Source organism: Pseudomonas sp. 21615526 (assembly GCF_013386245.1).
Classification (GTDB): domain Bacteria; phylum Pseudomonadota; class Gammaproteobacteria; order Pseudomonadales; family Pseudomonadaceae; genus Aquipseudomonas.
Map to the genome: position 1 here is coordinate 179,708 of NZ_JACAOM010000029.1, position 23,404 is coordinate 203,111.

At 61.1% G+C, this 23,404-nt stretch carries 24 protein-coding genes; 8 read left to right on the top strand and 16 right to left on the bottom strand.

Annotated elements, in window-relative coordinates; genetic code table 11:
- Positions 1-10 precede the first annotated feature (10 nt).
- Positions 11-418: a hypothetical protein gene (locus HX786_RS10565; protein ID WP_003213360.1), complete on the top strand. Its 408-nt coding sequence runs from the start codon at positions 11-13 to the stop codon at positions 416-418.
- A 117-nt stretch (positions 419-535) separates the two neighbouring features.
- Here the strand turns inward: HX786_RS10565 and HX786_RS10570 are convergent, their stop codons facing one another.
- From HX786_RS10570 to HX786_RS10580, 3 genes are all read right to left on the bottom strand, one after another.
- Positions 536-811, bottom strand: coding sequence for an HU family DNA-binding protein (locus tag HX786_RS10570; protein WP_003213368.1), 276 nt, complete (start codon positions 809-811; stop codon positions 536-538).
- A gap of 191 nt (positions 812-1,002) precedes the next feature.
- A complete protein-coding gene (locus HX786_RS10575) occupies positions 1,003-2,151 on the bottom strand; it encodes an NAD(P)/FAD-dependent oxidoreductase (RefSeq protein ID WP_178912031.1) in 1,149 nt (382 codons plus the stop codon).
- A 48-nt stretch (positions 2,152-2,199) separates the two neighbouring features.
- Positions 2,200-2,367 carry a rubredoxin gene (locus HX786_RS10580; protein ID WP_003213373.1) on the bottom strand — a complete coding sequence of 56 codons (168 nt, stop codon included), beginning with the start codon at positions 2,365-2,367 and terminating at the stop codon, positions 2,200-2,202.
- A 195-nt stretch (positions 2,368-2,562) separates the two neighbouring features.
- Here HX786_RS10580 and HX786_RS10585 point away from each other — a divergent pair, with 195 nt between their 5' ends.
- Positions 2,563-3,126, top strand: a complete 564-nt coding sequence (locus tag HX786_RS10585; protein ID WP_008439472.1) for a chorismate lyase — start codon at positions 2,563-2,565, stop codon at positions 3,124-3,126.
- A complete protein-coding gene (ubiA, locus tag HX786_RS10590) occupies positions 3,126-4,016 on the top strand; it encodes a 4-hydroxybenzoate octaprenyltransferase (RefSeq protein WP_177009045.1) in 891 nt (296 codons plus the stop codon). Before HX786_RS10585 ends, ubiA begins: the two co-directional genes overlap by 1 nt.
- A 33-nt stretch (positions 4,017-4,049) precedes the next feature.
- Here the strand turns inward: ubiA and HX786_RS10595 are convergent, their stop codons facing one another.
- The gene (locus HX786_RS10595; RefSeq protein WP_087693726.1) at positions 4,050-4,430 is read right to left on the bottom strand and encodes a hypothetical protein; all 381 of its coding nucleotides are present in this window, start codon (positions 4,428-4,430) and stop codon (positions 4,050-4,052) included.
- A 152-nt stretch (positions 4,431-4,582) separates the two neighbouring features.
- Here HX786_RS10595 and phoB point away from each other — a divergent pair, with 152 nt between their 5' ends.
- The 3 genes from phoB (at position 4,583) to HX786_RS10610 (ending at position 8,103) form a co-directional block, all read left to right on the top strand.
- Positions 4,583-5,272, top strand: a complete 690-nt coding sequence (phoB, locus tag HX786_RS10600; RefSeq protein ID WP_003195617.1) for a phosphate regulon transcriptional regulator PhoB — start codon at positions 4,583-4,585, stop codon at positions 5,270-5,272.
- A gap of 43 nt (positions 5,273-5,315) precedes the next feature.
- On the top strand, positions 5,316-6,638 hold the full coding sequence (gene phoR, locus HX786_RS10605; protein WP_008439473.1) for a phosphate regulon sensor histidine kinase PhoR: 1,323 nt from the start codon (positions 5,316-5,318) through the stop codon (positions 6,636-6,638).
- Positions 6,639-6,762: 124 nt separating this feature from the next.
- Positions 6,763-8,103 (top strand): hemolysin family protein, encoded by a 1,341-nt coding sequence (locus HX786_RS10610; RefSeq protein WP_003213385.1) that lies wholly within the window; start codon positions 6,763-6,765, stop codon positions 8,101-8,103.
- Positions 8,104-8,220: 117 nt separating this feature from the next.
- On the opposite strand, the gene HX786_RS10615 is transcribed toward HX786_RS10610, so the two are convergent.
- From HX786_RS10615 to HX786_RS10650, 8 genes are all read right to left on the bottom strand, one after another.
- Positions 8,221-8,871: a M23 family metallopeptidase gene (locus tag HX786_RS10615; RefSeq protein ID WP_008439474.1), complete on the bottom strand. Its 651-nt coding sequence runs from the start codon at positions 8,869-8,871 to the stop codon at positions 8,221-8,223.
- A gap of 236 nt (positions 8,872-9,107) precedes the next feature.
- The gene (locus HX786_RS10620; RefSeq protein ID WP_003213389.1) at positions 9,108-10,007 is read right to left on the bottom strand and encodes a response regulator; all 900 of its coding nucleotides are present in this window, start codon (positions 10,005-10,007) and stop codon (positions 9,108-9,110) included.
- Positions 10,008-10,131: 124 nt separating this feature from the next.
- Entirely contained in the window at positions 10,132-10,893 is a 762-nt protein-coding gene (gene phoU, locus HX786_RS10625) for a phosphate signaling complex protein PhoU (RefSeq protein ID WP_003213392.1), read from the bottom strand.
- Positions 10,894-10,965: 72 nt separating this feature from the next.
- Positions 10,966-11,799 (bottom strand): phosphate ABC transporter ATP-binding protein PstB, encoded by an 834-nt coding sequence (gene pstB / locus HX786_RS10630; RefSeq protein ID WP_003213395.1) that lies wholly within the window; start codon positions 11,797-11,799, stop codon positions 10,966-10,968.
- Positions 11,800-11,938: 139 nt separating this feature from the next.
- Complete coding sequence (gene pstA, locus HX786_RS10635; protein WP_178912032.1) at positions 11,939-13,609, bottom strand: phosphate ABC transporter permease PstA; 1,671 nt, start codon at positions 13,607-13,609, stop codon at positions 11,939-11,941.
- A gap of 15 nt (positions 13,610-13,624) precedes the next feature.
- Positions 13,625-15,658, bottom strand: coding sequence for an ABC transporter permease subunit (locus HX786_RS10640; protein ID WP_372846657.1), 2,034 nt, complete (start codon positions 15,656-15,658; stop codon positions 13,625-13,627).
- A gap of 429 nt (positions 15,659-16,087) precedes the next feature.
- A complete protein-coding gene (locus tag HX786_RS10645; RefSeq protein ID WP_003213401.1) occupies positions 16,088-17,077 on the bottom strand; it encodes a phosphate ABC transporter substrate-binding protein PstS in 990 nt (329 codons plus the stop codon).
- A 329-nt stretch (positions 17,078-17,406) separates the two neighbouring features.
- Positions 17,407-18,696 (bottom strand): MFS transporter, encoded by a 1,290-nt coding sequence (locus HX786_RS10650; RefSeq protein WP_003213403.1) that lies wholly within the window; start codon positions 18,694-18,696, stop codon positions 17,407-17,409.
- A gap of 457 nt (positions 18,697-19,153) precedes the next feature.
- Here HX786_RS10650 and HX786_RS10655 point away from each other — a divergent pair, with 457 nt between their 5' ends.
- The gene (locus tag HX786_RS10655; protein WP_003176975.1) at positions 19,154-19,558 is read left to right on the top strand and encodes an acyl-CoA thioesterase; all 405 of its coding nucleotides are present in this window, start codon (positions 19,154-19,156) and stop codon (positions 19,556-19,558) included.
- A gap of 58 nt (positions 19,559-19,616) precedes the next feature.
- Positions 19,617-20,516: a D-hexose-6-phosphate mutarotase gene (locus HX786_RS10660; RefSeq protein WP_178912034.1), complete on the top strand. Its 900-nt coding sequence runs from the start codon at positions 19,617-19,619 to the stop codon at positions 20,514-20,516.
- A gap of 120 nt (positions 20,517-20,636) precedes the next feature.
- On the opposite strand, the gene HX786_RS10665 is transcribed toward HX786_RS10660, so the two are convergent.
- From HX786_RS10665 to purE, 4 genes are all read right to left on the bottom strand, one after another.
- Positions 20,637-21,170 (bottom strand): DUF3299 domain-containing protein, encoded by a 534-nt coding sequence (locus HX786_RS10665; RefSeq protein ID WP_023659290.1) that lies wholly within the window; start codon positions 21,168-21,170, stop codon positions 20,637-20,639.
- Positions 21,171-21,248: 78 nt separating this feature from the next.
- A complete protein-coding gene (locus HX786_RS10670) occupies positions 21,249-21,494 on the bottom strand; it encodes a GlsB/YeaQ/YmgE family stress response membrane protein (RefSeq protein ID WP_003213408.1) in 246 nt (81 codons plus the stop codon).
- A 103-nt stretch (positions 21,495-21,597) separates the two neighbouring features.
- Positions 21,598-22,683, bottom strand: a complete 1,086-nt coding sequence (locus HX786_RS10675; RefSeq protein ID WP_102370181.1) for a 5-(carboxyamino)imidazole ribonucleotide synthase — start codon at positions 22,681-22,683, stop codon at positions 21,598-21,600.
- A 12-nt stretch (positions 22,684-22,695) separates the two neighbouring features.
- The gene (gene purE, locus HX786_RS10680; RefSeq protein ID WP_003213411.1) at positions 22,696-23,187 is read right to left on the bottom strand and encodes a 5-(carboxyamino)imidazole ribonucleotide mutase; all 492 of its coding nucleotides are present in this window, start codon (positions 23,185-23,187) and stop codon (positions 22,696-22,698) included.
- Positions 23,188-23,404: the final 217 nt, after the last annotated feature.

Here is a 23,404-nt window from a genome sequence, read left to right on the forward strand (position 1 = left end):
GGAATACTTTATGCGAGTCGATACGACATCGGACTCACCGAGTTGGACAAAGGTCTTTGAAATCACCGACGAGCTAAATGGCCTGAGTGAGATTCTTGAAAAAAAGTATCCCACCCTCGACTGGGAACTGGCGGTCTGCATGCGATGCCTGCCGAAGAACCTGGAACGAAAAACATTTTGCCGTTATTACGCAAAAGACAAAATGTTCGGTCTGGATATCGCCATGGACGAGGAAGATTTTGTTCCACTGAAAAAAGACATAGCTGCTCAGCGCAAATTAATAGGTGCGGCATTCATTACATTTTTTGTTGAAAGTATTAAGAAATACGAGAAAAAACTCCCCAATCTGCAACCGGTATCGGCGCAACTAATTGCGGATGTACAGCAATGGTGTATTGAGAACGAGTGGACAGCTTGAAGCTCAACGATTGAGCAAGGATTGCCCACCCACAAAAAATGGGCACCCGACCCAGTCGGCGTGCCCATTTTTCATCCCGCGCTCACACTCGCATGTGCGTAGCGCGTTCTACATGACTTACGGATTGACGCTGTCTTTAAGCGACTTGCCTGGCTTGAACGCAACGGTGTTGCTCGCCTTGATTTTCACCGGCTCGCCGGTTTGCGGGTTTTTGCCGGTGCGGGCGCCGCGGTGGCGCTGCAGGAAGGTGCCGAAGCCTACCAGGGTGACGCTGTCCTTGCGATGCAGCGCGCCGGTGATTTCTTCGAGTACGGCGTTGAGTACGCGGTTGGCCTGTTCTTTGGTCAGGTCTGCTTTTTCTGCAATAGCGGCTGCGAGTTCTGGTTTACGCATAAGTGAAGCCTCTTTGACGGTTTTTTGTTGTTATGTCCGTGCTGCTCTCTATCGGAGCAGCGCCCAAGGCGCCGCAGGCTCTACTCTGCGGCAGACGGGAGTGAGGATGGCATGCCATCGGGGCCTGCGCCAGTCTCACGGCGACCTTTCTACGGTCAAAATGATGCTTATTCCGACAGAACGACCAGCATTTACGCCAGCAGCGGCGGAAGTTCTTTGTTGAGGGCCAGTTTTTCCATCACGGCCGTGCCGGTCAGGGCGTAGCCCAGCAGTCGGCCGCTGGCGTCGCGGCACAGGGCCTTGATGTCGCCGCCCTGCCCTTCGACGCTCCACAAACCTTCGGTGCCCCGTGGCGGTGGCGAGACGACCAGCGGGCAGACCGGGGTTTTTACTGTGACAGGCATCGGCCCGTAGCTGACGGCCGTCGCGTTACCCGCCAGGGTCTGGGCCAGGGCGCGGGCGCAGCTCATCAGGGGCATCACGTACAGCAGGTTCAGGCCATCGACCTCGGCGCAGTCGCCCAGGGCGTAGATGTTGGCGTGGGAGGTCTTGAGGTGGCGGTCGACCATGATCCCGCGGTTGATCTGCAACCCGGCGGCGGCGGCCAGGTCGACACGCGGGCGCAGGCCGATAGCAGACACCACCAGGTCACACTGGATCACTTCGCCATCAGACAAGTGGGCTTCCAGGCCGTCAGCGGTGCGCTGCAGGCGATTGAGCACCGGGCCCAGGTGGAAACGCGCCCCCAGGCCTTCCAGACCGGCCTGCACCGCTGCGGCGGCTGCCGGGTGCAGCAGGGTCGGCATGACTTGCTCGCACGGCGCCACCAGGTCGATCTCGTAGCCGCCGAGGATCAGGTCGTTGGCGAACTCGCAGCCGATCAGCCCGGCCCCCAGCAACAGCACCCGGCGTTTTCCGGCCGCAGCGGCACGAAAGCGTGCGTAGTCTTCGAGGTCGTTGATCGGGAAAATCAGCTCGGCGGCGTCGCCCTGTACCGGCACCCGCACGGTTTCTGCACCCCAGGCCAGGATCAGGTCGCGATAGCCCACCGCTTCCTCACCGATCCACAAGCGCTTGTGGCCCGGGTCGATGCCACTGATGCGGGTGTGGGTACGCACTTCGGCCTTCAGTTGCTCGGCCATGGCGCCCGGTTCAGCCATGCTCAGGCCATCGGCTTCCTTGTTCTTGCCAAAGCCTGTGGAGAGCATGGGCTTGGAGTAGGAGCGCCCGTCATCTGCGGTGATCAGCAACAGCGGGGTTTCGCTATCGAGCTTGCGAAACTCCCGAGCCAGGTTGTAACCGGCCAACCCCGTGCCGACGATCACGACAGGTGCGTTCATTCCTTTCTCCTTGTAGTACGTTTCTTGAATTGCGATTTAAATCAGCAATCAGCCGATTTCGATCATTTCGAAATCCATTTTGCCCACGCCGCAGTCCGGGCACAGCCAGTCTTCGGGGACGTCCTGCCACAGGGTGCCCGGCGCGATGCCGTCATCCGGCCATCCGTCTTTCTCGTCGTAGATCAGGCCACAGACGACACATTGCCACTTCTTCATTGCTTGTTTCCTCAGGTCCAGGCGCGTTGGCCGACGGTCGATAGATGTAACCTTGCCGTGCGGCTCAGGGCGTTTTGTACTGATCAGCAGGCGCAGATGCAAGCATGATCGACGCATGGGCCTGGCGCACTCCGGCAAAAGTCCAGGGCACCATGGTAAGCTCGCCGCCTCATTAACTGCCAATAATGACCCTCCGTGCCGCATTCAAACGCCCTTCCCGATGCTTGCCGATGGCTGACCCAGAGCCTTCTGAGCCCACTGCCCGCGCCGCTGACACTCAACTGGCTGTTCGATGAAGGTTCGCTGACCCGGCGCCTGACGCGCCTGTCCGACGATGGCTTCAGCGTGACGCCGTTGTTCGAAGGCTGGCAACCGCTGCGAGACGACGAATGCGCCACCCTGGACTTGCCCGCCGCCAGCATCGGCTGGGTGCGCGAGGTGTATTTGCGTGGCCATGGCCAGCCGTGGGTGTTTGCCCGCAGCGTGGCGGCCCGCAGCGCCTTGCAGGGCGACGGCTTGCACATGGATGAGTTGGGCAGCCGGTCTCTCGGGGAATTGCTGTTTTGTGACCACGCCTTCACGCGCCAGGCCATCGAGGTACGCCGCTACCCACGGGAATGGCTGCCCCCGGCGGACCAGGCCGATCACCTGTGGGCACGCCGCTCGCGCTTCGACCGCGGGCCGCTGAGCGTGCTGGTGGCCGAGATCTTCCTGCCCACCCTGTGGCAAGCCGTGCACGACCATCCGGAGCGTTTCTGATGTACCAGCGCCTGCTCAAATCCCTGAATCACCTGAACCCAAGGGCCTGGGACTTCATCCAGTTGACCCGCATGGACAAGCCCATCGGCATTTACCTGCTGCTGTGGCCCACGCTGTGGGCGCTGTGGATTGCCGGCAAGGGTTCGCCATCGCTGCTCAATATCCTGATCTTCGTGCTCGGCGTGATACTCACTCGGGCCGGCGGTTGCGTCATCAATGACTGGGCCGACCGCAAGGTCGACGGCCATGTGAAGCGCACCGAACAGCGCCCGCTGGTCAGCGGCAGGATCAGCTCGAAAGAGGCCCTGGTGTTCTTCGCGGTGCTGATGGTCATCAGTTTCCTGCTGGTGCTGCTGACCAACTCCATGACGATCTGGCTGTCTCTGGGCGGCCTCGCGCTGGCGGCCAGCTACCCGTTCATGAAGCGCTACACCTATTACCCGCAGGTGGTATTGGGCGCGGCGTTCTCGTGGGGCATGCCGATGGCGTTCACCGCCGAGACGGGCAGCCTGCCCGCCGCGGCATGGCTGTTGTACATCGCCAACCTGTTGTGGACGGTGGGATACGACACGTACTACGCCATGACCGATCGCGACGATGACCTGAAAATCGGGGTCAAATCCACCGCGATTCTGTTCGGCGATGCCGACCGGGTGATCATCCTGACCCTGCAGGGCCTGGCACTGGTGTGCCTGTGGCTGGCGGGGATGCGTTTTGAGCTGGGCGGCTGGTTCCACCTGGGCTTGCTGGCGGCGGCCGGGTGTTTTGCCTGGGAGTTCTGGTACACCCGGGACAAGGACCGGCTCAAATGCTTCAAGGCGTTTTTGCACAACCACTGGGCCGGGTTGGCGATTTTTGTCGGGATTGTCGCGGACTACGGATTTCGGTGAGAGGCCAGGCCCCTCACCCTTACACGGCTCACATCAAGGCTTGGCGACCTTCCAGGCCCCGTCCATTTTGCCTTCGCCGGTCATGTCACCGGCCTTCTTGTCCATGACGAAGGTGTAGAGCGGCTTGCCGCTGTAGGCCCACTGGCTTTTCTGGTCGTCACGGGTGATCACGGTCCACTTGCCCATGGGCTTGTCGGTGGATTCGGCCATCAATGGCGGCCAGTTGGTGGCGCACTTGTCGTTGCACATGGATTTGCCATCAGCGTCCTTGGCAAAGGTGTAGAGGGTCATGCCGTTGTGGTCCACCAGCATCCCGTCCTTGGTCATCGCCGGGTCTGCCGCAAACGCCAGTGTCGGCAGCGTTAACGCGGCCGTTACCAGCAGGGCTTTCCAGGAAAAAGTACTGTGAGTCATGGGAACCTTCCTTTTGTGGTTGTCAGGATTCGGACCCAAAGCGTAGTCCAGAGAGGCAAGGATTGCCCAGGCGACTAAATTACTGTCACACGACTGCAATAATTCCGTTATCTAATGCGGCGCAAGACAGTTAAATGACAAGAGGATTTAGCATGGTTGGCAGGAGCATTCTGATCGTTGACGACGAAGCGCCCATTCGCGAGATGATCGCCGTTGCGTTGGAAATGGCCGGCTATGACTGCCTGGAGGCGGAGAACTCCCAGCAGGCCCATGCCATTATCGTCGACCGCAAGCCGGACCTGATCCTGCTGGACTGGATGCTGCCCGGCACCTCCGGCATCGAACTGGCCCGCCGCCTCAAGCGTGACGAGCTGACCGGGGATATCCCGATCATCATGCTCACCGCCAAGGGCGAAGAGGACAACAAGATCCAGGGCCTGGAAGTCGGCGCCGATGATTACATCACCAAGCCCTTTTCCCCACGGGAACTAGTCGCCCGTCTGAAAGCCGTTCTGCGCCGTGCCGGCCCCACCGATGGTGAAGCGCCGATCGAAGTCGACGGCCTGATCCTTGACCCTATCAGCCACCGCGTGACCATCGACGGCAAACCCGCCGAGATGGGCCCCACCGAATACCGCCTGCTGCAATTCTTCATGACCCACCAGGAGCGCGCCTACACCCGCGGCCAACTGCTGGACCAGGTCTGGGGCGGCAACGTATATGTGGAGGAGCGCACCGTCGACGTGCATATCCGCCGCCTGCGCAAAGCCTTGGGCGACGCTTACGAGAATCTGGTACAAACCGTGCGCGGCACCGGCTACCGGTTTTCCACCAAAGGCTGAGCCAGCCCGAACTGCCCAGACAGCTGAAAGGACGCGTGTTTAAGTGAACCAAAACTGGCATGGCACCCTGATCCGCCACATGCTCCTGTTGATCACCGGCTGCCTGCTGGTGGGCCTGGTCAGCGGCTATTACGGCTGGAGCCTGGCCGTCGGCCTGGGCCTTTACCTGGGCTGGACCCTCAAGCAACTGCTGCGCCTGCACGAATGGCTGCGCCAGCACAAACCCGACGAAGCACCACCCGACGGCTACGGCCTGTGGGGCGAGGTGTTCGACAGCATCTACCACTTGCAACGCCGCGACCAGCGTGTACGCGGGCGCCTGCAAGCGGTGATCGACCGGGTGCAGGAGTCCACCGCCGCACTGAAAGACGCGGTGATCATGCTCGACAGCGACGGCAACCTGGAATGGTGGAACCGCGCCGCAGAGACCTTGCTGGGTCTCAAGACGCCCCAGGACAGCGGCCAGCCGGTGACCAACCTGGTGCGCCACCCGCGTTTCAAGGAGTATTTCGAGCAGGACAACTACGAAGAAGCCCTGGAAATCCCGTCACCGACCAACGACCGCGTGCGTATCCAGCTGTACCTGACGCGCTACGGCAATAACGAACATTTGATGCTGGTGCGCGATGTCACACGCATCCATCAGCTGGAACAGATGCGCAAGGACTTCGTCGCCAACGTCTCCCACGAACTGCGCACACCGCTGACGGTGATCTGCGGTTATCTGGAGACGCTGCTCGATAACGTCGAAGACGTGAACCCGCGCTGGACCCGTGCCCTGCAACAGATGCAGCAGCAAGGCTCGCGCATGCAAACCCTGCTCAACGACCTGCTGTTGCTGGCCAAGCTGGAAGCCACCGATTACCCCTCGGACAACCATCCGGTGCCGGTGCAAAGCCTGTTGCAGACGATCAAGAGCGACGCCCAGGCATTGTCCGGGCAGCGTGAACAGCAGATCACCCTTGAAGCCGACCCATCGATACTGCTCAAGGGCAGCGAGGGCGAGTTGCGCAGCGCGTTTTCCAACCTGGTGTTCAACGCCGTCAAATACACCCAGGACAAAGGCAACATCCGCATCCGCTGGTGGGCCGACGACCAGGGCGCACACCTCAGCGTGCAGGACTCCGGGATGGGCATCGACGCCAAGCATTTGCCGCGCCTCACCGAGCGTTTCTACCGCGTCGACTCCAGCCGCAACTCCAACACCGGCGGCACCGGACTCGGCCTGGCCATCGTCAAACATGTGCTGCTGCGCCATCGCGCGCGGCTGGAAATCAGTAGCGTGCTCGGCCACGGCAGTACCTTTACCTGCCATTTCCCGCCGGCCCAGGTGACACGTTCCCGGGTCCTTCATCAGGACGAGTGACCCTCCGCCCGGCAGCCGCCACTAGGCAAGCGCCCCGTCAGCCGCTACATTGGCGGACTTGCGCCTGCCTTTCAGGCCCACCTGCTCACCCTTTTCGATTAGACGGAACCCGCAAAACCCCATCATGGACCCTTCCCCTGGCATCACCCTCGCGACACTCTTCGCCGACTTCGGCATGATTCTTTTTGCACTGATCCTGGTACTGCTCAACGGCTTTTTCGTTGCGGCGGAATTTGCCATGGTCAAACTGCGCTCGACCCGGGTCGAGGCCATCGCCCACAAGAACGGCTGGCGCGGGCAGATCCTGCGCACCGTACACAGCCAGCTCGACGCCTATCTGTCGGCCTGCCAGTTGGGTATCACCCTCGCCTCCCTGGGCCTGGGCTGGGTCGGTGAGCCGGCCTTCGCGCACATCCTCGAGCCGTTGCTGGGGGCGATCGGTGTGCAGTCGCCGGAAGTGATCAAGGGCGTGTCGTTCTTTGCCGCCTTCTTCGTGATCTCGTACCTGCACATCGTGGTTGGTGAACTGGCGCCCAAGTCCTGGGCCATTCGCAAGCCCGAGTTGCTGTCGCTGTGGACCGCCGTGCCGCTGTACCTGTTCTACTGGGCCATGTACCCGGCGATCTACCTGCTCAACGCCAGTGCCAACGCCATCCTGCGCATCGCCGGCCAAGGCGAGCCTGGCCCGCACCACGAGCACCATTACAGCCGTGAAGAACTGAAACTGATCCTGCACTCCAGCCGTGGCCAGGACCCGAGCGACCAAGGCATGCGCGTGTTGGCCTCCGCCGTGGAAATGGGCGAGCTGGAAGTGGTGGACTGGGCCAACTCCCGGGAAGACCTGGTGACCCTGGACTTCAACGCACCGCTCAAGGAAATCCTGGCGCTGTTCCGTCGCCACAAGTTCAGCCGTTACCCGGTGTACGACGCCGTGCGCAACGAGTTCGTCGGCCTGCTGCACATCAAGGACCTGCTGCTGGAACTGGCGGCCCTGGACCACATTCCCGAGTCGTTCAACCTGGCCGAGCTGACCCGCCCGCTGGAACGCGTATCGCGCCATATGCCGCTGTCGCAACTGCTCGAGCAGTTCCGTAAAGGCGGCGCGCACTTCGCCCTGGTGGAAGAGGCCGACGGCAAGGTCATCGGCTACCTGACCATGGAAGACGTGCTGGAAGTACTGGTAGGCGACATCCAGGACGAACACCGCAAGGCCGAGCGCGGCATCCTCGCTTACCAGCCGGGCAAATTGCTGGTGCGTGGCGACACGCCGCTGTTCAAGGTGGAGCGCCTGCTGGGCGTCGACCTGGACCACATCGAGGCCGAAACCCTGGCCGGGCTGATCTACGACACCCTGAAACGGGTGCCGGAAGAGGAAGAAGTGCTGGAAGTCGAAGGCCTGCGCATCATCATCAAGAAGATGAAAGGGCCGAAGATCGTGTTGGCCAAGGTGCTGTTGCTCGACTAGGGCACACCCCCTGTAGGAGCGAGCTTGCTCGCGAAGGACGTTAACGATAACGCTGGGATCCTGACACCCGGCAGCGCCCTCAGGTTTTTCGCGAGCAAGCTCGCTCCTACAAAAGCCTTACCGCGTGCCCAACGCAAAGTTGGGCAACGCCTGCACCGGCTGGTTGAATTCATAGGGAATCGACACCAGCCCCGACGCCGTCGTGCGCTGCACCACAAAATGCAGATGCGGCCCGCTGCTGTTGCCGGTATTGCCCGACAGCGCCAGCGGGCTGCCCACCGCCACGCGCTGCCCTTCCCTGACGCTGACCGACCCTTGCTTGAGGTGCAGGTACACGCCTTGCGTGCCGTCATCGTGCTGCACCCGCACGAAATTGCCCGATGGATCGCTGCCGCGCCCGCTCTGCTCGTTCTCGGTTTTCAGTACGACACCGCCACGTGCCGCGATGATTGGCGTGCCTTCAGGCATGGCAATGTCCATCGCATAACGGCTTTTGAGCTCGGAGTGGCTGAAGGTACCGTTGGGGCCTTGGGTGAGACGGAACGGCCCGCCACGCCAGGGCAAGGGATAACGATAGGAAGCGGGTTGCGACGGATATACAGGCTTGGGAATCACCCGTTCCTGATACACAAACGCCTGCGCCCCAGGCGTGTACCGGTCGCTGAAGACCACAGCGCCGTCGGCGTCGATGGATTTGTAGAGGGTCATGGACATCGCCGGCATGACAACGGCGAACAGTCCACACAACAGCAGTGAGCGCACGAGCATCGGGTTGGCCTGCCAGGGACGACTGGATGGCAGGCTAACAAGGGATCATGACAGTGCTATGTGAACCAAACACTAACCCTGTGGCGAGGGGGCTTGTCCCCCGTTGGGCTGCGCAGCGGCCCCAGTAGAGTTATCGCGCAGGGTCAGGCAGAACTCAATTACAGGGTTTGGGGCCGCTACGCAGCCCAACGGGGGACAAGCCCCCTCGCCACAGGTTTTTTGGAGACCCCATCAAGTCACGCACCCGGCACAAAATGCTTCTGTGCGGTCCCGCGGGCGATCAGCCGCGAAATGTAGTCAAGCTTCTGCGCATCCTGGTCGATAAACCGGAAGGTCAGTTGCAGCCAGTCACTGTCGGGCTTGGGCTCGTAGGCCACCACGGCATGCAGGTAGCCATTCAGACGCGCCACTTCTGCGTTCTCACCCTGCTCCAGGTCGAGCACGGCGCTTTCCAGTACCTGAGGCAGGATTTCACCACGACGCACCACCAGCAGCGCCTCCTTGATACTCAGGGCCTTGATCACACACTGCTGGGTGCCACTGGACAGGCGCAACTGGCCCTGGCCACGACCGCTGGCAGGCGACGCTGCCGCAGCCACCTGCACCGGCGGGCTGTTGAGCAGGCCTTTGCTGGGCGCGGCCACCGGGGCCGGCTTGACTGCGTCAGGCTTGCCACCAGTGAGGGCGCTGAGGGAATCGTTACCGAACGCCGAGTTCATCTTGGTCGGTGCGCTGGCGATCAGCGCGTCGAGGCGGCCAATCTTGTTCAGTGCCTGCTTGACCTTGTTCAGCAACTGCTCGTTGGTGAATGGCTTGCTGACGTAGCCGGAAACCCCGGCCTGGATCGCCTGCACCACGTTTTCCTTGTCGCCACGGCTGGTCACCATGACGAAAGGCATGGCTTTGAGATGAGGCTGTTCACGGCACCAGGTCAACAGTTCCAGGCCGGACATTTCCGGCATTTCCCAGTCGCACAGCACCATGTCGAAGGTTTCGCGCATCAGGATGGCCTGGGCCTTTTTGCCGTTCACCGCATCTTCGATCTTGATCCCCGGGAAGTAGTTACGCAGGCACTTCTTCACCAGGTCGCGAATAAACGAGGCGTCATCCACCACCAATACACTGACTTTGCTCATCGACCCTTCATCCTATAAAAACCCCGGCAAGCATAACGCTTCGCTGATGGCGTTTTGCCAAAAATTCCAACACCACAAACGAAAACGCCCGACCAAAGGCCGGGCGTTTATTTCTCGGGCAATCTTACTTATCGTCAGGAACGCCCGGAACATTAGGGATTTGATCGGTCGTACCTTCAACTTCTGCTTTCATCCGCTTGAGGCCCATGTGCCGCACGTCAGTACCCCGCACCAGGTAAATCACCAGTTCCGAGATGTTGCGTGCGTGGTCGCCGATGCGTTCCAGCGAACGCAGTACCCAGATGATGCTCAGTACCCGCGAGATAGAGCGCGGGTCTTCCATCATGTAGGTCGCCAGTTCGCGCAGCGCCGTCTTGTATTCGCGGTCGATGGTCTTGTCGTATTGAGCCACCGACAACGCCAGCTCGGCGTCGAAACGGGCAAACGCGTCGAGGGCGTCGCGAACCATGTTGCGCACCTGGTCACCGATGTGGCGCACTTCGACATAACCACGCGGCGCTTCGCCTTCCTCACACAACTGGATGGCGCGGCGGGCGATCTTGGTGGCTTCGTCACCGATGCGCTCCAGGTCGATCACCGACTTGGAGATGCTGATGATCAAACGCAGGTCGGACGCCGCCGGCTGACGACGGGCCAGGATGCGCAGGCATTCTTCGTCGATGTTGCGTTCCATCTGGTTGATCTGGTCATCGATCTCGCGCACTTGCTGGGCCAGGCCCGAGTCGGCCTCGATCAGCGCGGTGACGGCGTCGTTGACTTGCTTCTCCACCAGCCCGCCCATGGCCAGGAGGTGGCTGCGCACCTCCTCAAGCTCGGCGTTGAACTGCGCGGAGATGTGATGGGTAAGGCCTTCTTTGCTAATCATGTTGGCGTCCTTGGAACGTCCAGTAAGGTGCGGTCGACCGCAGCATCAGTTCAGTGAGCAACCAGCCACCTGCTAGCCGTAGCGACCGGTGATGTAGTCTTCGGTCTGCTTCTTCGCCGGGTTGGTGAACAGGGTATCGGTGTCGCCAAATTCCACCAGCTTGCCCATGTACATGAACGCGGTGTAGTCGGAAACCCGCGCCGCCTGTTGCATGTTGTGGGTCACGATGACGATGGTGAACTTGGATTTGAGTTCGTAGATCAGCTCTTCGACTTTCAACGTGGAGATGGGGTCGAGTGCCGAGCACGGTTCATCGAGCAGCAGCACTTCCGGCTCCACGGCGATGGTGCGGGCGATCACCAGACGTTGCTGCTGGCCGCCGGACAAACCGAGGGCCGACTCGTGCAGGCGGTCCTTGACCTCGTCCCACAGCGCCGCGCCTTTCAGTGCCCACTCAACGGCTTCGTCGAGGACGCGCTTTTTGTTGATGCCCTGGATGCGCAGGCCGTAGACCACGTTTTCGTAGATGGTCTTGGGAAACGGGTTGGGCTTCTGGAACACCATGCCCACCCGGCGCCGCAGCTCGGCTACGTCTTCGCCCTTGCGGTAGATGTTGGTGCCGTACAGGTTGATCGCGCCCTCGACGCGGCAGCCGTCCACCAGATCGTTCATCCGGTTGAAGGTGCGCAGCAGGGTCGACTTGCCGCAACCGGACGGGCCGATGAAGGCGGTCACGCGCTGCTTCGGAATGTTCATGCTGACGTCGTACAGCGCCTGCTTGTCGCCGTAGTACAGGCTCAGGCCCGGGACTTCGATGGCCACGGTTTCCTGGGCCAGGCTCAGGCTCTGCTTGTCGCGACCCAGGGCTGACATGTTGATGCCGTGGGAATGGGTTTCATGTTGCATGGGATGCTCCCTGTGCTACCAATTCGTTTTGTGGGAGCGGGCTTGCTCGCGAAGGCGTCAGGTCAGTTGACCCATGTATGACTGATACACCGCATTCGCGAGCAAGCCCGCTCCCACATTTAGTCCGCGTTCACTTCAATTAACTGTCCAGCGCTTTGTATTTTTCGCGCAGGTGGTTACGAATCCACACCGCCGACAAGTTGAGCGTGGCGATCACCAGCACCAGCAGCAAGGCGGTGGCGTACACCAGCGGCCGCGCGGCTTCGACGTTGGGGCTCTGGAAGCCGACGTCATAGATATGGAAGCCCAGGTGCATGATCTTCTGGTCCAGATGCAGGTACGGGTAGTTGCCGTCCACCGGCAGCGACGGCGCCAGTTTCACCACACCCACCAGCATCAGCGGCGCCACTTCACCCGCGGCGCGGGCCACGGCGAGGATCATGCCGGTCATCATTGCCGGGCTGGCCATCGGCAGCACGATCTTCCACAGCGTTTCCGCCTTGGTAGCGCCCAGTGCCAAAGAACCTTCACGTACGGTGCGAGGAATCCGCGCCAGGCCTTCTTCAGTGGCCACGATCACCACCGGTACCGCCAGCAGCGCCAGGGTCAGGGACGCCCAGAGCAGGCCAGGCGTACCGAAGGTCGGTGCCGGCAAGGCCTCGGCGAAGAACAGCCGGTCAACCGAGCCGCCCAGTACGTACACAAAGAAGCCAAGGCCGAACACGCCGTAAACGATGGCGGGTACACCGGCCAGGTTGTTCACCGCGATGCGGATGATCCGCGTCAGGGTGTTCTGCTTGGCGTATTCACGCAGGTACACCGCCGCCAGCACGCCGAACGGGGTCACGATCATCGCCATGATCAGGGTCATCATCACGGTGCCGAAGATCGCCGGGAAAATCCCGCCTTCGGTGTTGGCTTCCCGTGGATCGTCGCTGAGGAATTCCCAGACCTTGCTGAAGTAGAAACCAACCTTGGTCATGTAGCCCATGGCGTTCGGCTGGTAAGCGTGCACCACCTTGCCAATGCCGATTTCGATTTCTTTGCCGTTGGCATCGCGGGCGGTCAGGCTGTCGCGGTTGAACTGGGTGTGCAGGTCGGCCAGGCGGGCTTCGATATCCTTGTAGCGGTTGTTCAGTTCGGCGCGGCCGCTGTCCATGTCGGCCTGGGCGGTGGCGTCCAGCTTGCCTTCCAGCTCCAGCTTGCGACCGTGCAGGCGGATGCGTTCGAGGCCGGAGTTGATGGCGCCGATGTCGGACTTCTCGAGGGTCTTGAGCTGGGCCGCGAGCTTGTTGACGCGGTCCACGCGGGCTTGCAGTTCCGGCCAGGCCGCCTCGCCTTCGGCGATCACCTTGCCGTCCTGCTTGACGTTGACCAGGGTGCCGTAGAAGTTGCCCCACTCACGACGCTCGATGGCCATCAACTCGACCGGCTTGGTCTGGTTGGTCAGCCACTCGCCGACGATCCAGGTGAAGTCATTGCCGTTCAAGTCACGGTTGCCGACCTTGATCAGCTCGCGGGTCATGAACTCCGGGCCTTGGTCCGGCACCGGCAAGCCAGCGCTTTTCAGGCGCTCGCGGGGCACTTCTTCTTTCTGCACCACTTCGCCGACGACGATGTGATTTTCCTGGCCCGGCACGTTGTAGTTGGCCTGGATCAGGTCGGCCGGCCAGAAGTGGCCCAGGCCACGCACGGCAATCACGGCCAGCAAACCAATGGTCATGATGACCGCGATGGACACCGCGCCACCGCTGATCCAGACGCCCGGGGCGCCGCTCTTGAACCATCCATTCAGGGAGTTCTGTTTCACAGACTTCTACCTTTCTTAAAGCGACGAGTATTTCTTGCGCAGACGCTGACGAATCAGCTCGGCGAGGGTGTTCATGATGAAGGTGAACAGCAGCAGCACCAGCGCCGAGAGGAACAGCACGCGGTAGTGGCTGCCGCCGACTTCCGATTCGGGCATTTCCACCGCGACGTTCGCTGCCAGGGTGCGCAGGCCTTCAAACAGGTTCATCTCCATCACCGGCGTGTTGCCGGTGGCCATCAGCACGATCATGGTTTCACCGACCGCGCGGCCCATGCCGATCATCAGCGCCGAGAAGATGCCCGGGCTGGCGGTCAGGATCACGACGCGGGTCATGGTCTGCCATGGCGTGGCGCCCAGGGCCAGGGAGCCCAGGGTCAGGCCGCGCGGCACGCTGAACACGGCGTCTTCGGCGATGGAGTAGATGTTCGGGATCACCGCGAAACCCATGGCCAGGCCGACTACCAGGGCGTTGCGCTGGTCGTAGGTGATGCCCAGGTCGTGGGAGATCCACATGCGCATGTCGCCGCCGAAGAACCAGGTTTCCAGGTACGGGCTCATGTACAACGAGAGCCAGCCCACAAACAGGATGACCGGGATCAGGATCGCGCTTTCCCAGCCATCCGGGACCCGCAGGCGGATCGACTCAGGCAGGCGGCTGAAGACGAAGCCGGCCACCAGGATGCCAATCGGCAGCAACATCAGCAGGCTGAAAATCCCCGGCAGGTGCCCTTCGACATACGGCGCCAGGAACAGGCCGGCGAAGAAACCGAGGATCACCGTCGGCATCGCTTCCATCAACTCGATCACCGGCTTGACCTTGCGGCGCAGGCTCGGGGCCATGAAGTAAGCGGTGTAGATCGCAGCGGCAACGGCCAGTGGTGCGGCCAGCAGCATGGCGTAGAACGCGGCCTTCAGGGTACCGAAGGTCAGGGGCGCCAGGCTCATCTTGGGTTCGAAATCGGTGTTGGCGGCGGTCGATTGCCAGACGTATTTAGGTTCGTCGTAGTTTTCGTACCAGACCTTGCTCCACAGCGCGCTCCAGGAAACTTCCGGGTGCGGGTTGTCCAGCAGCAGCGGTTGCAGCTTGCCGCCGGCCTCGACGATCACACGGTTGGCCCGTGGCGACATGCCGAAGATACCGTTGCCGTCGACCACCTGGTCCACCAGCAACGTACGGTGGGCAGTGCTGTGGAACACACCGAACTTGCCGGAAGCGTCGAGGGCGGTGAAGCCTTTGCGACGTTCTTCAGCAGTGATTTCAACGATAGGCGCGGTGCCCATCTGGAAGGTACGGATCTGCTTCAGGCGTTGTTCGCCGTCCGGGTCGCGGGCCATGAACCACTGCGCCAGGCCACCGCTGGAGTTACCGATGATCAGCGAGATGCCGCCCACCAGTTGGGTGCTGGCCGTGACTTGCGCCACGCCGTCTTCCAACAATTTGTAGCGACCGTTGAGGCTGTTGTCCCGCAGGCTGAAAACGTCGGCCTGGGCGCGACCGTTGATCACGTACAGCCACTGCTGGCGCGGATCAACGAAGATGGCTTTGACCGGCTCGGTCATTTGCGGCAGCTCGATGCGTTTCTGCTCGGTGGTGACTTCCTCGGTCATCATGTTTTCTTCACGGCTGATGGACAGCACGTTCAGATGGGCACCACTGGAACCAGCCACCACCAGCGTCGAGTCGGTCGCATTCAAGGCGACATGCTCAAGGGAGCGGCCCTGTTCGTCGAGGACGATCGGTGTTTCGCCGTAAGGGTATTCAACGGCGGGCGAGATGGTCTTCTTGCCGCCCGGGTACGACACTTTATAGGTGTGGCGGAACACCAGGGACTGGCCGTTGGACAGGCCGAGGATCACCAGCGGGCTGCCGGGCTGGTCTTCACCAATGGAGGCGACTGTCACGCCCGCCGGCAACGGCAGGTCAACGCGCTTGAGTTCGGCACCCGTGTCAACGTTGAAGAACAGCGCCTGGCCCTTGTCGGAAACCCGCATGGCGACCTGGTTCTGTTCTTCCATGGAGATCATCAGCGGCTTGCCGGCGTCCTGCAGCCAGGCAGGCGCGAGGGCCTCTTCCTTGGTCAGGTTGGCGCCGTGGAACAGCGGCGCGACCACGTAGGCGAGGAAGAAGAAGATCAAGGTGATAGCGCCCAGGACGGCAAGGCCGCCCACCAGCACGTACCAACGGGTCAGGCGATCCTTGAGCGCGCGGATGCGGCGCTTGCGTTGCAGCTCAGGCGTATTGAAATCAATGCGCTTGGGGGGAGAAGTCGTCGTCATGGTGGAATTGGCCAGATCATTCATGCGCACACCCTAGCGATCCTGTATGACAGAAAGATGACAATGCAGTGACGCAAGAAATCCGCCGCGTAGCAGGGCTGGCAGCGGATTAAAAATGGGAGGCGAGGTCCAGGTCTTACAGACCCCGCCCAGGCCTTGAACCGTGGGTAAACCGCGGTTCCAGGCAGGTTTACCGGCGGCTTATTTGCCACCTTCTTTCAGGCCCAGGTCAGCCAGTGCCTTGGCGGCAACTTTGGCTGGCAGCGGGATGTAGCCGTCTTTCACTACCACTTCCTGGCCCTGTTTGGACAGAACCAGCTTCACGAACTCGGCTTCCAGCGGGGCCAGAGGCTTGTTCGGGGCTTTGTTGACGTAGACGTAGAGGAAGCGCGACAGCGGGTATTTGCCGTTCAGGGCGTTTTCTTCGCTGTCTTCGATGAAGTCAGTGCTGCCTTTCTTGGCCAGGGCCACGGTTTTCACGCTGGCGGTTTTGTAACCGATGCCCGAGTAACCGATGCCGTTCAGCGAGGAGCTGATGGACTGCACAACCGACGCCGAACCAGGTTGTTCGTTCACGTTAGGCTTGTAGTCGCCTTTGCACAGGGCTTCTTCCTTGAAGTAGCCGTAGGTGCCGGATACCGAGTTGCGACCGAACAGTTGCACTGGCTTGTTGGCCAGGTCGCCGGTCACGCCCAGGTCGCCCCAGGTCTTGACGTCAGCCTTGGCGCCGCACAGACGAGTCGAGGAGAAGATCGCGTCGACTTGTTCCATGGTCAGGTGCTGGATCGGGTTGTCCTTGTGCACGAACACGGCCAGGGCATCCACGGCAACCGGGATCGCGGTTGGCTTGTAGCCGTACTTCTGCTCGAAGGCAGCCAGTTCGGTGTCCTTCATCTTGCGGCTCATCGGGCCCAGGTTGGAGGTGCCTTCAGTCAGTGCAGGAGGTGCAGTGGCGGAGCCGGCGGCCTGAATCTGGATGTTGACGTTCGGGTATTCCTTTTTGTAACCCTCAGCCCACAGGGTCATCAGGTTTGCCAGGGTATCGGAACCAACGCTGGACAGGTTGCCCGACACACCAGTGGTCTTCACGTAAGCCGGAATCGCCGGGTCAACACCAGCGGCTACCGCGTTAGCGGTCGCAACGCCAGCAGCGACAAAAGTCATTGCCGCCATCAAACGTTTCAGTTTCATGCCTTGCTCCTAGCAGATAGGGATAGTTGGATCGGGGCCAAGTATCGGTAGGCCGTGTGAACACTCTATGTCTGGAATATGACAATTAGATGAAAGGCCAGCATTTATGAAAAAGCTGACAGGAAGGAGAAACGCCAATAAATCCGGGTCTTGCGAGGAGGTTGGAGCGATTTCGTGGAAACAATCTGTAATCGTTGTAAGGCAAAATCTGTGGCGAGGGAGCTTGCTCCCGTTGGGTCGTGTAGCGGCCCCCAGAATGGAACGGCTGCGCAGTTCAACGGGAGCAAGCTCCCTCGCCACAAGGTTGTCCGGCAGTTTTCAAAAACGTGTCAGCGCCCGCGCTTCCACAGGTACCCACCCACGGCCATCCCCATCACGCACAGGGCCGCCACGTAGTAAGCAGGGCCCATCGGGCTTTCCTTCATCAGCAGCGACACCGCTAACGGCGTCAGGCCACCGAATACGGCGTAGGCGACGTTGTAGGAGAACGACAAACCGCTGAAACGCACCACCGGCGGGAACGCTTTCACCATGACATAGGGCACCACGCCAATGGTGCCTACAAACAGGCCGGTCAAGGCGTACAGCGGGAACAGCCAGTCCGGGTGAGCCATCAGGCTGTGATAGAGCGTCCAGGACGTTGCCAGCAACAAGGCACAACCGATGATCAGCACGCGCCCGGCACCAAAACGGTCGGCCAGGGCGCCGGAAGCAATACACCCCAGGCTCAGGGTGACGATGGCCAGGCTATTGGCCTGCAGCGCCACCGTTGGGCTGAAGTGGTAGATCGTTTGCAGCACGGTCGGCGTCATCAGGATAACCACGACCACACCGGCCGACAGCAGCCAGGTCAACAGCATCGACAGTACGATGGCGCCACGATGGTCACGCAACACCGCGCGCAACGGCAGCTCGGCCGCCAGGGTCTTGCGCTGCTGCATCTCGGCGAAGATCGGGGTTTCGTGCAGCCAGCGACGCAGGTACACCGACAACAGGCCGAACACGCCACCCAGCAGGAACGGAATGCGCCAGGCGTAATCCGACACCTGTTCCGGGCTGTAGAGCGTGTTGATGGCGGTGGCCACCAGCGAACCCAACAGGATGCCGGCCGTCAGGCCGCTGGTCAGGGTGCCGCAGGCATAACCGATGTGACGGGGCGGCACGTGCTCGGATACGAACACCCACGCGCCCGGCACTTCACCGCCAATCGCCGCGCCCTGGATCACGCGCATCAGCAGCAACAGGATCGGCGCCCACAGGCCGATCTGCGCGTAGGTCGGCAGCAGGCCCATGATCAGGGTCGGCACGGCCATCATGAAGATGCTCAGGGTGAACATCTTCTTGCGCCCCAGCAGGTCGCCGAAGTGCGCCATGATGATCCCGCCCAGCGGCCGCGCCAGGTAGCCGGCGGCGAAGATGCCGAAGGTCTGCATCATGCGCAGCCATTCGGGCATGTCCGCCGGGAAGAACAGCTTCCCGACTACCGTCGCAAAAAATACGAAGATGATGAAGTCGTAGAACTCCAGCGCCCCGCCCAAGGCAGACAGCGACAGGGTTTTGTAGTCGTTGCGGGTCAGCGGGCGCGAAGGTTGCGCACTGCTTGCGGGCACGGAGGACATGGCAAGGCTTCTCTTATAGTAGTCAGGACGGCAAGCCCGGGACTTGCGGCAGGCTTGGCAAGATAGCAAATCGCTTGAAAAAGCACAGCGTTGAGCCGTTAACAGTTCAGATCCGCGAAATATTTCCGCAGCAGACGTGCAATTAATATGAGCAGGAGCACAGTTGCCGGAAAAAGCCGCGATACAGCGTCTATTTACCGACCAAATGAGCGTAGGGAGGTCGTCGTGGCGCCGACGGCTCGATATACTCGGCCCTTGCAAGCGCCAGACCCGCATCCTTGAGGGGCTGCTGTGCCAAAACGCCGTTGGTTATACACCAGCCGATTTGGCAGAGTTTCCCTTTAGTACGCCTTACGAGAAACGCATCGAGCGGTGTATGTTGGTGCTGAAACGTTTTTCCAGAAGACGGCTATCCACTTGAAATACCCATGAAGCGTCACGGGTCAGAGGCACCGGCATGATCGAACTCGAACAAGAAGATCCTATCCCGCAAGGCGATCTCGCCCTGCAAATCACCGCACTCCCGCGTGAAACCAACGGTTTCGGCGACATCTTCGGCGGCTGGCTGGTCGCGCAGATGGACCTGGCCGGCACCGCCATGGCGAGCAAGGTTGCCGGTGGCCGCGTAGCCACCGTGGCGATTGATCGCATGGCATTCCTGGTGCCCGTGGCCGTCGGCGCACAGTTGTCCTTCTATACCCAGGCCCTGGAAATCGGCCGCAGCTCGATCCAGATGATGGTCGAAGTGTGGAGCGACGACCCGCTGTCCAGCGAATGGCGCAAGGTGACCGAGGCGGTGTTTGTGTTCGTTGCCATCGACGGCAGCGGCCGCACCCGCTCGGTTCCGTCGCGGGCGCGTTAAACATCGCGACGTTTTGACGGTCCATTGCCCCATTGTCTGCCATTGAGAGCGCGCGCCTATGTCTACGCCCAACGTTGAAACCGTAAAACTGGATGAGCTGAACGCTTGGCGCATCCGCCACAACGGCGCCGAATTGGTGGTGGCCCAGCAAGGTGCGCATATCGTCAGCTACCAGCGCGCTGGCGAGAAGCCAATCATCTGGCCCAACGATCAGGTGGTGTTCAAGAAAGGCAAAGGCATTCGTACCGGCGTGCCGGTGTGCTGGCCGTGGTTTGGTGTGTTCGACCGCAACCCGCAGAGCGTCAAGGCCATGTACCAGGGCGCCGAGCCGGCCGGTGCCCATGGTTTCGTGCGGACCGCTGACTGGACGTTGGCTGGCGTTGAGGCTGAAGGTACAGCGCTGAGGGTTGAGCTGGAACTGCCGGTGCCTGAAGGTGGCTTCCCGGGTTGGCCGCATCAGGTCGACCTGAAGATGAGCATCCTGCTGGATGATCAACTGCACATCCGCCTGACCAGCCACAACCACGGCGCCGAGACCGTCAGCCTCAGCCAGGCGCTGCACAGCTATTTTGCGGTCAGCGATGTACGCAACGTGCAGGTCGACGGCCTGGACGGGCGGGACTATATCGATACCGCCGACGGCTGGAACCAAAAGCAGCAATCCGGGCTGCTGCACTTCACCGCCGAGACCGACCGCATCTACCTCGACACCCCGGCTCAAGTGAACATCGTCGATAAAGACTGGCAGCGCCGCGTTCAGCTCACCAGCACAGGCTCGCGCTCGACGGTGATCTGGAACCCGTGGACCGAACGTGCCAAGGCCTTCAGTGACATGGCCGACGACGGCTGGCAGGGCATGTTGTGCATCGAGACCGCGAATGTGCTGGACGATGTGGTGACGCTGGCGCCGGGTGAAAGCCATACCCTGGGCGTGAGCATCAGCGGTATCGCCCTGTAACCCCAATCAAAAATGTGGGAGCGGGCTTGCTCGCGAATGCGGTGTTCCAGTTAGTGCATGTGCTGACTGACACACCGCATTCGCGAGCAAGCCCGCTCCCACATTAGGTTCTGCATCAGATCAGAGATCCGATTCCTTGACCGCCCGCACCTTCCCCGCATCCAACGCATACGCCGCATCGGCCAGGTCATTGTTGACCTTCTCCACCTTCAGCGTGCCCGTCACCCACAGCGGCGTGTAGATGTCATCCAGCTTCAAGCCCTTGGGATAACGCACCAGCACCAACTGGTTGGGCGGCGGTGGCGGCACGTGGATGCAGGCGCCCGGATAAGGCACCAGGAAGAACAGCGTGCTGCGGCCCTTGGCGTCGGTTTCCAGCGGCACGGGGTAGCCGCCAATGCGAATATTCTTGCCGTTCATGGCAGCCACCGTCTTGGTGGAATACATAACCGCCGGCAAACCCTTGCTCTGCTTCAGGCCACCCTTTGCGGTGAACGTGCCTTGGGCTTCCGGGGAGTTGTGGTCGATTTCCGGCATTTCTTCGAGGGCTTTCTGGTCCGACTTGGGCATCAGTTCCAGCCAGTCGGTTTCCGGCAGTTCGCCAGCGTGGGCCAACCCGGTGCATAGAAGAAGGGATAACAGAAGACGGCGCATGGAGAGGCTCGGCAAGGATTACAGTGCCGGCATTCTAGCCCTCTGCGCCTGCGCAGCGCAGAGGGCTTGGTCGCTAAATTACTTCTTTTTCAGCAGACCGTAGATCACCAGCAGCACCACAGCACCCACCAGCGCACCAATGAAGCCTGCGCCCTGGCCCGCCTGATAGATACCCAGTGCCTGGCCACCATAGGTCGCAACCAGCGAACCGGCGATACCCAGCAGGATGGTCATGATCCAGCCCATGCTGTCGTCGCCTGGCTTCAGGAAACGCGCCAGCAGGCCGACGATCAAACCGATAAAGATGGTCCCAATGATACCCATGGCATTTCCCTCTGATTGAAGTGAATTCAGTCAAAGCCTAGTCAGACTTTGGCTTCCTGCAATCAGAGGGTGGCGGGTACCAATGGTTCCGCCCGGCCTTGGGTTATTGCTCGGCGATCAGCGCTTCGACCTTGAGGATCTGCGCTTGCAGCGTCGCGCGATCCTTGCAGCGCAGGTTGGCGTGGCCGACCTTGCGCCCGGCCTTGAACGCCTTGCCGTAGTGATGCAGATGGCAGTCATCAATCGCGATCACGCGATCAACCGGCGGCACCACGCCGATGAAGTTGAGCATGGCGCTCTCGCCGACTTTTGCCGTGGAGCCCAATGGCAAGCCCGCTACCGCCCGCAGGTGGTTTTCGAACTGGCTGCACTCGGCGCCTTCGGTGGTCCAGTGCCCGGAGTTGTGCACGCGCGGGGCGATTTCGTTGGCTTTGAGGCCACCGTCGACTTCAAAGAACTCGAACGCCATCACGCCGACGTAATCCAGTTGCTTCAGCACACGGCTCGAATAATCTTCGGCCAGGGCTTGCAGCGGGTGGTCAGTGCTGGCCACGGACAGCTTGAGGATGCCGCTGTCGTGGGTGTTGTGCACCAGCGGGTAGAAACGCGTTTCGCCATCGCGGGCACGCACGGCAATCAGCGAGACTTCACCGGTGAACGGCACGAAGCCTTCCAGCAGGCAGCCGACGCTGCCCAGTTCGGCGAAGGTACCGACCACGTCGGCGGCGGTGCGCAGGACTTTCTGGCCCTTGCCGTCGTAACCCAGGGTGCGGGTCTTCAACACGGCCGGCAGGCCGATGGAGGCGACCGCGGCGTCCAGGTCAGCCTGGGACTGGATGTCGGCGAAAGCCGGTGTCGGGATGCCCAGGTCCTTGAACATGCTCTTCTCGAACCAGCGGTCACGAGCGATGCGCAAGGCTTCGGCGCTCGGGTATACCGGCACGAACTGCGACAGGAAGGCCACGGTTTCAGCCGGGACGCTTTCAAACTCGAAGGTCACCAGATCGACTTCATCGGCCAGTTGGCGCAGGTGATCCGGGTCGCTGTAGTCCGCACGCAGGTGTTCACCCAGGGCAGCTGCACAGGCATCTGGTGCCGGATCCAGGAAAGCGAAGTTCATCCCCAGCGGCGTACCCGCCAGGGCCAGCATGCGGCCCAGTTGGCCGCCACCGATTACACCGATTTTCATCAATCAACCACCTCAGGCAATGCGTGGGTCTGGATTGTCCAGGACGCTGTCTGTCTGCTCAGCACGGAATTTTTTCAGCGCCGCGTGGAACTGCGGGTGCTTGGCGCCGAGGATGCTGGCGGACAACAAGGCAGCGTTGATCGCGCCGGCCTTGCCGATCGCCAGGGTGGCCACCGGAATACCGGCGGGCATCTGCACGATGGACAACAGCGAATCCACGCCCGAGAGCATCGACGACTGCACCGGTACGCCCAGCACTGGCAGGTGAGTCTTGGCTGCACACATGCCTGGCAGGTGAGCTGCGCCGCCGGCGCCGGCGATGATTACCTCGATGCCACGGGATTCTGCTTCATCGGCATACTGGAACAGCAAATCCGGAGTGCGGTGGGCGGAAACCACCTTCACTTCGTAGGGAATGCCGAGTTTTTCCAGCATATCGGCGGTGTGGCTAAGGGTGGACCAATCGGACTTGGAGCCCATGATCACGCCAACCAATGCACTCATCGTCGTGCCTCTTCTCTCTGGGCGCCCGCAGGCGCGTCAAAAAACAACAAGCCACGCGGGAAATCCAGCGTGGCTTGTTGTACGAATTAAGGCCGGTTGGACCGGCCGAAGGCCGCGCAGTATACCGTAATAACGCAGATAAACAGCCCCTGGAATGACCATCTGTCTTACACCTCAAACAGGCGGTTTTATTGACTTCCAGGTCAGCGAACACACC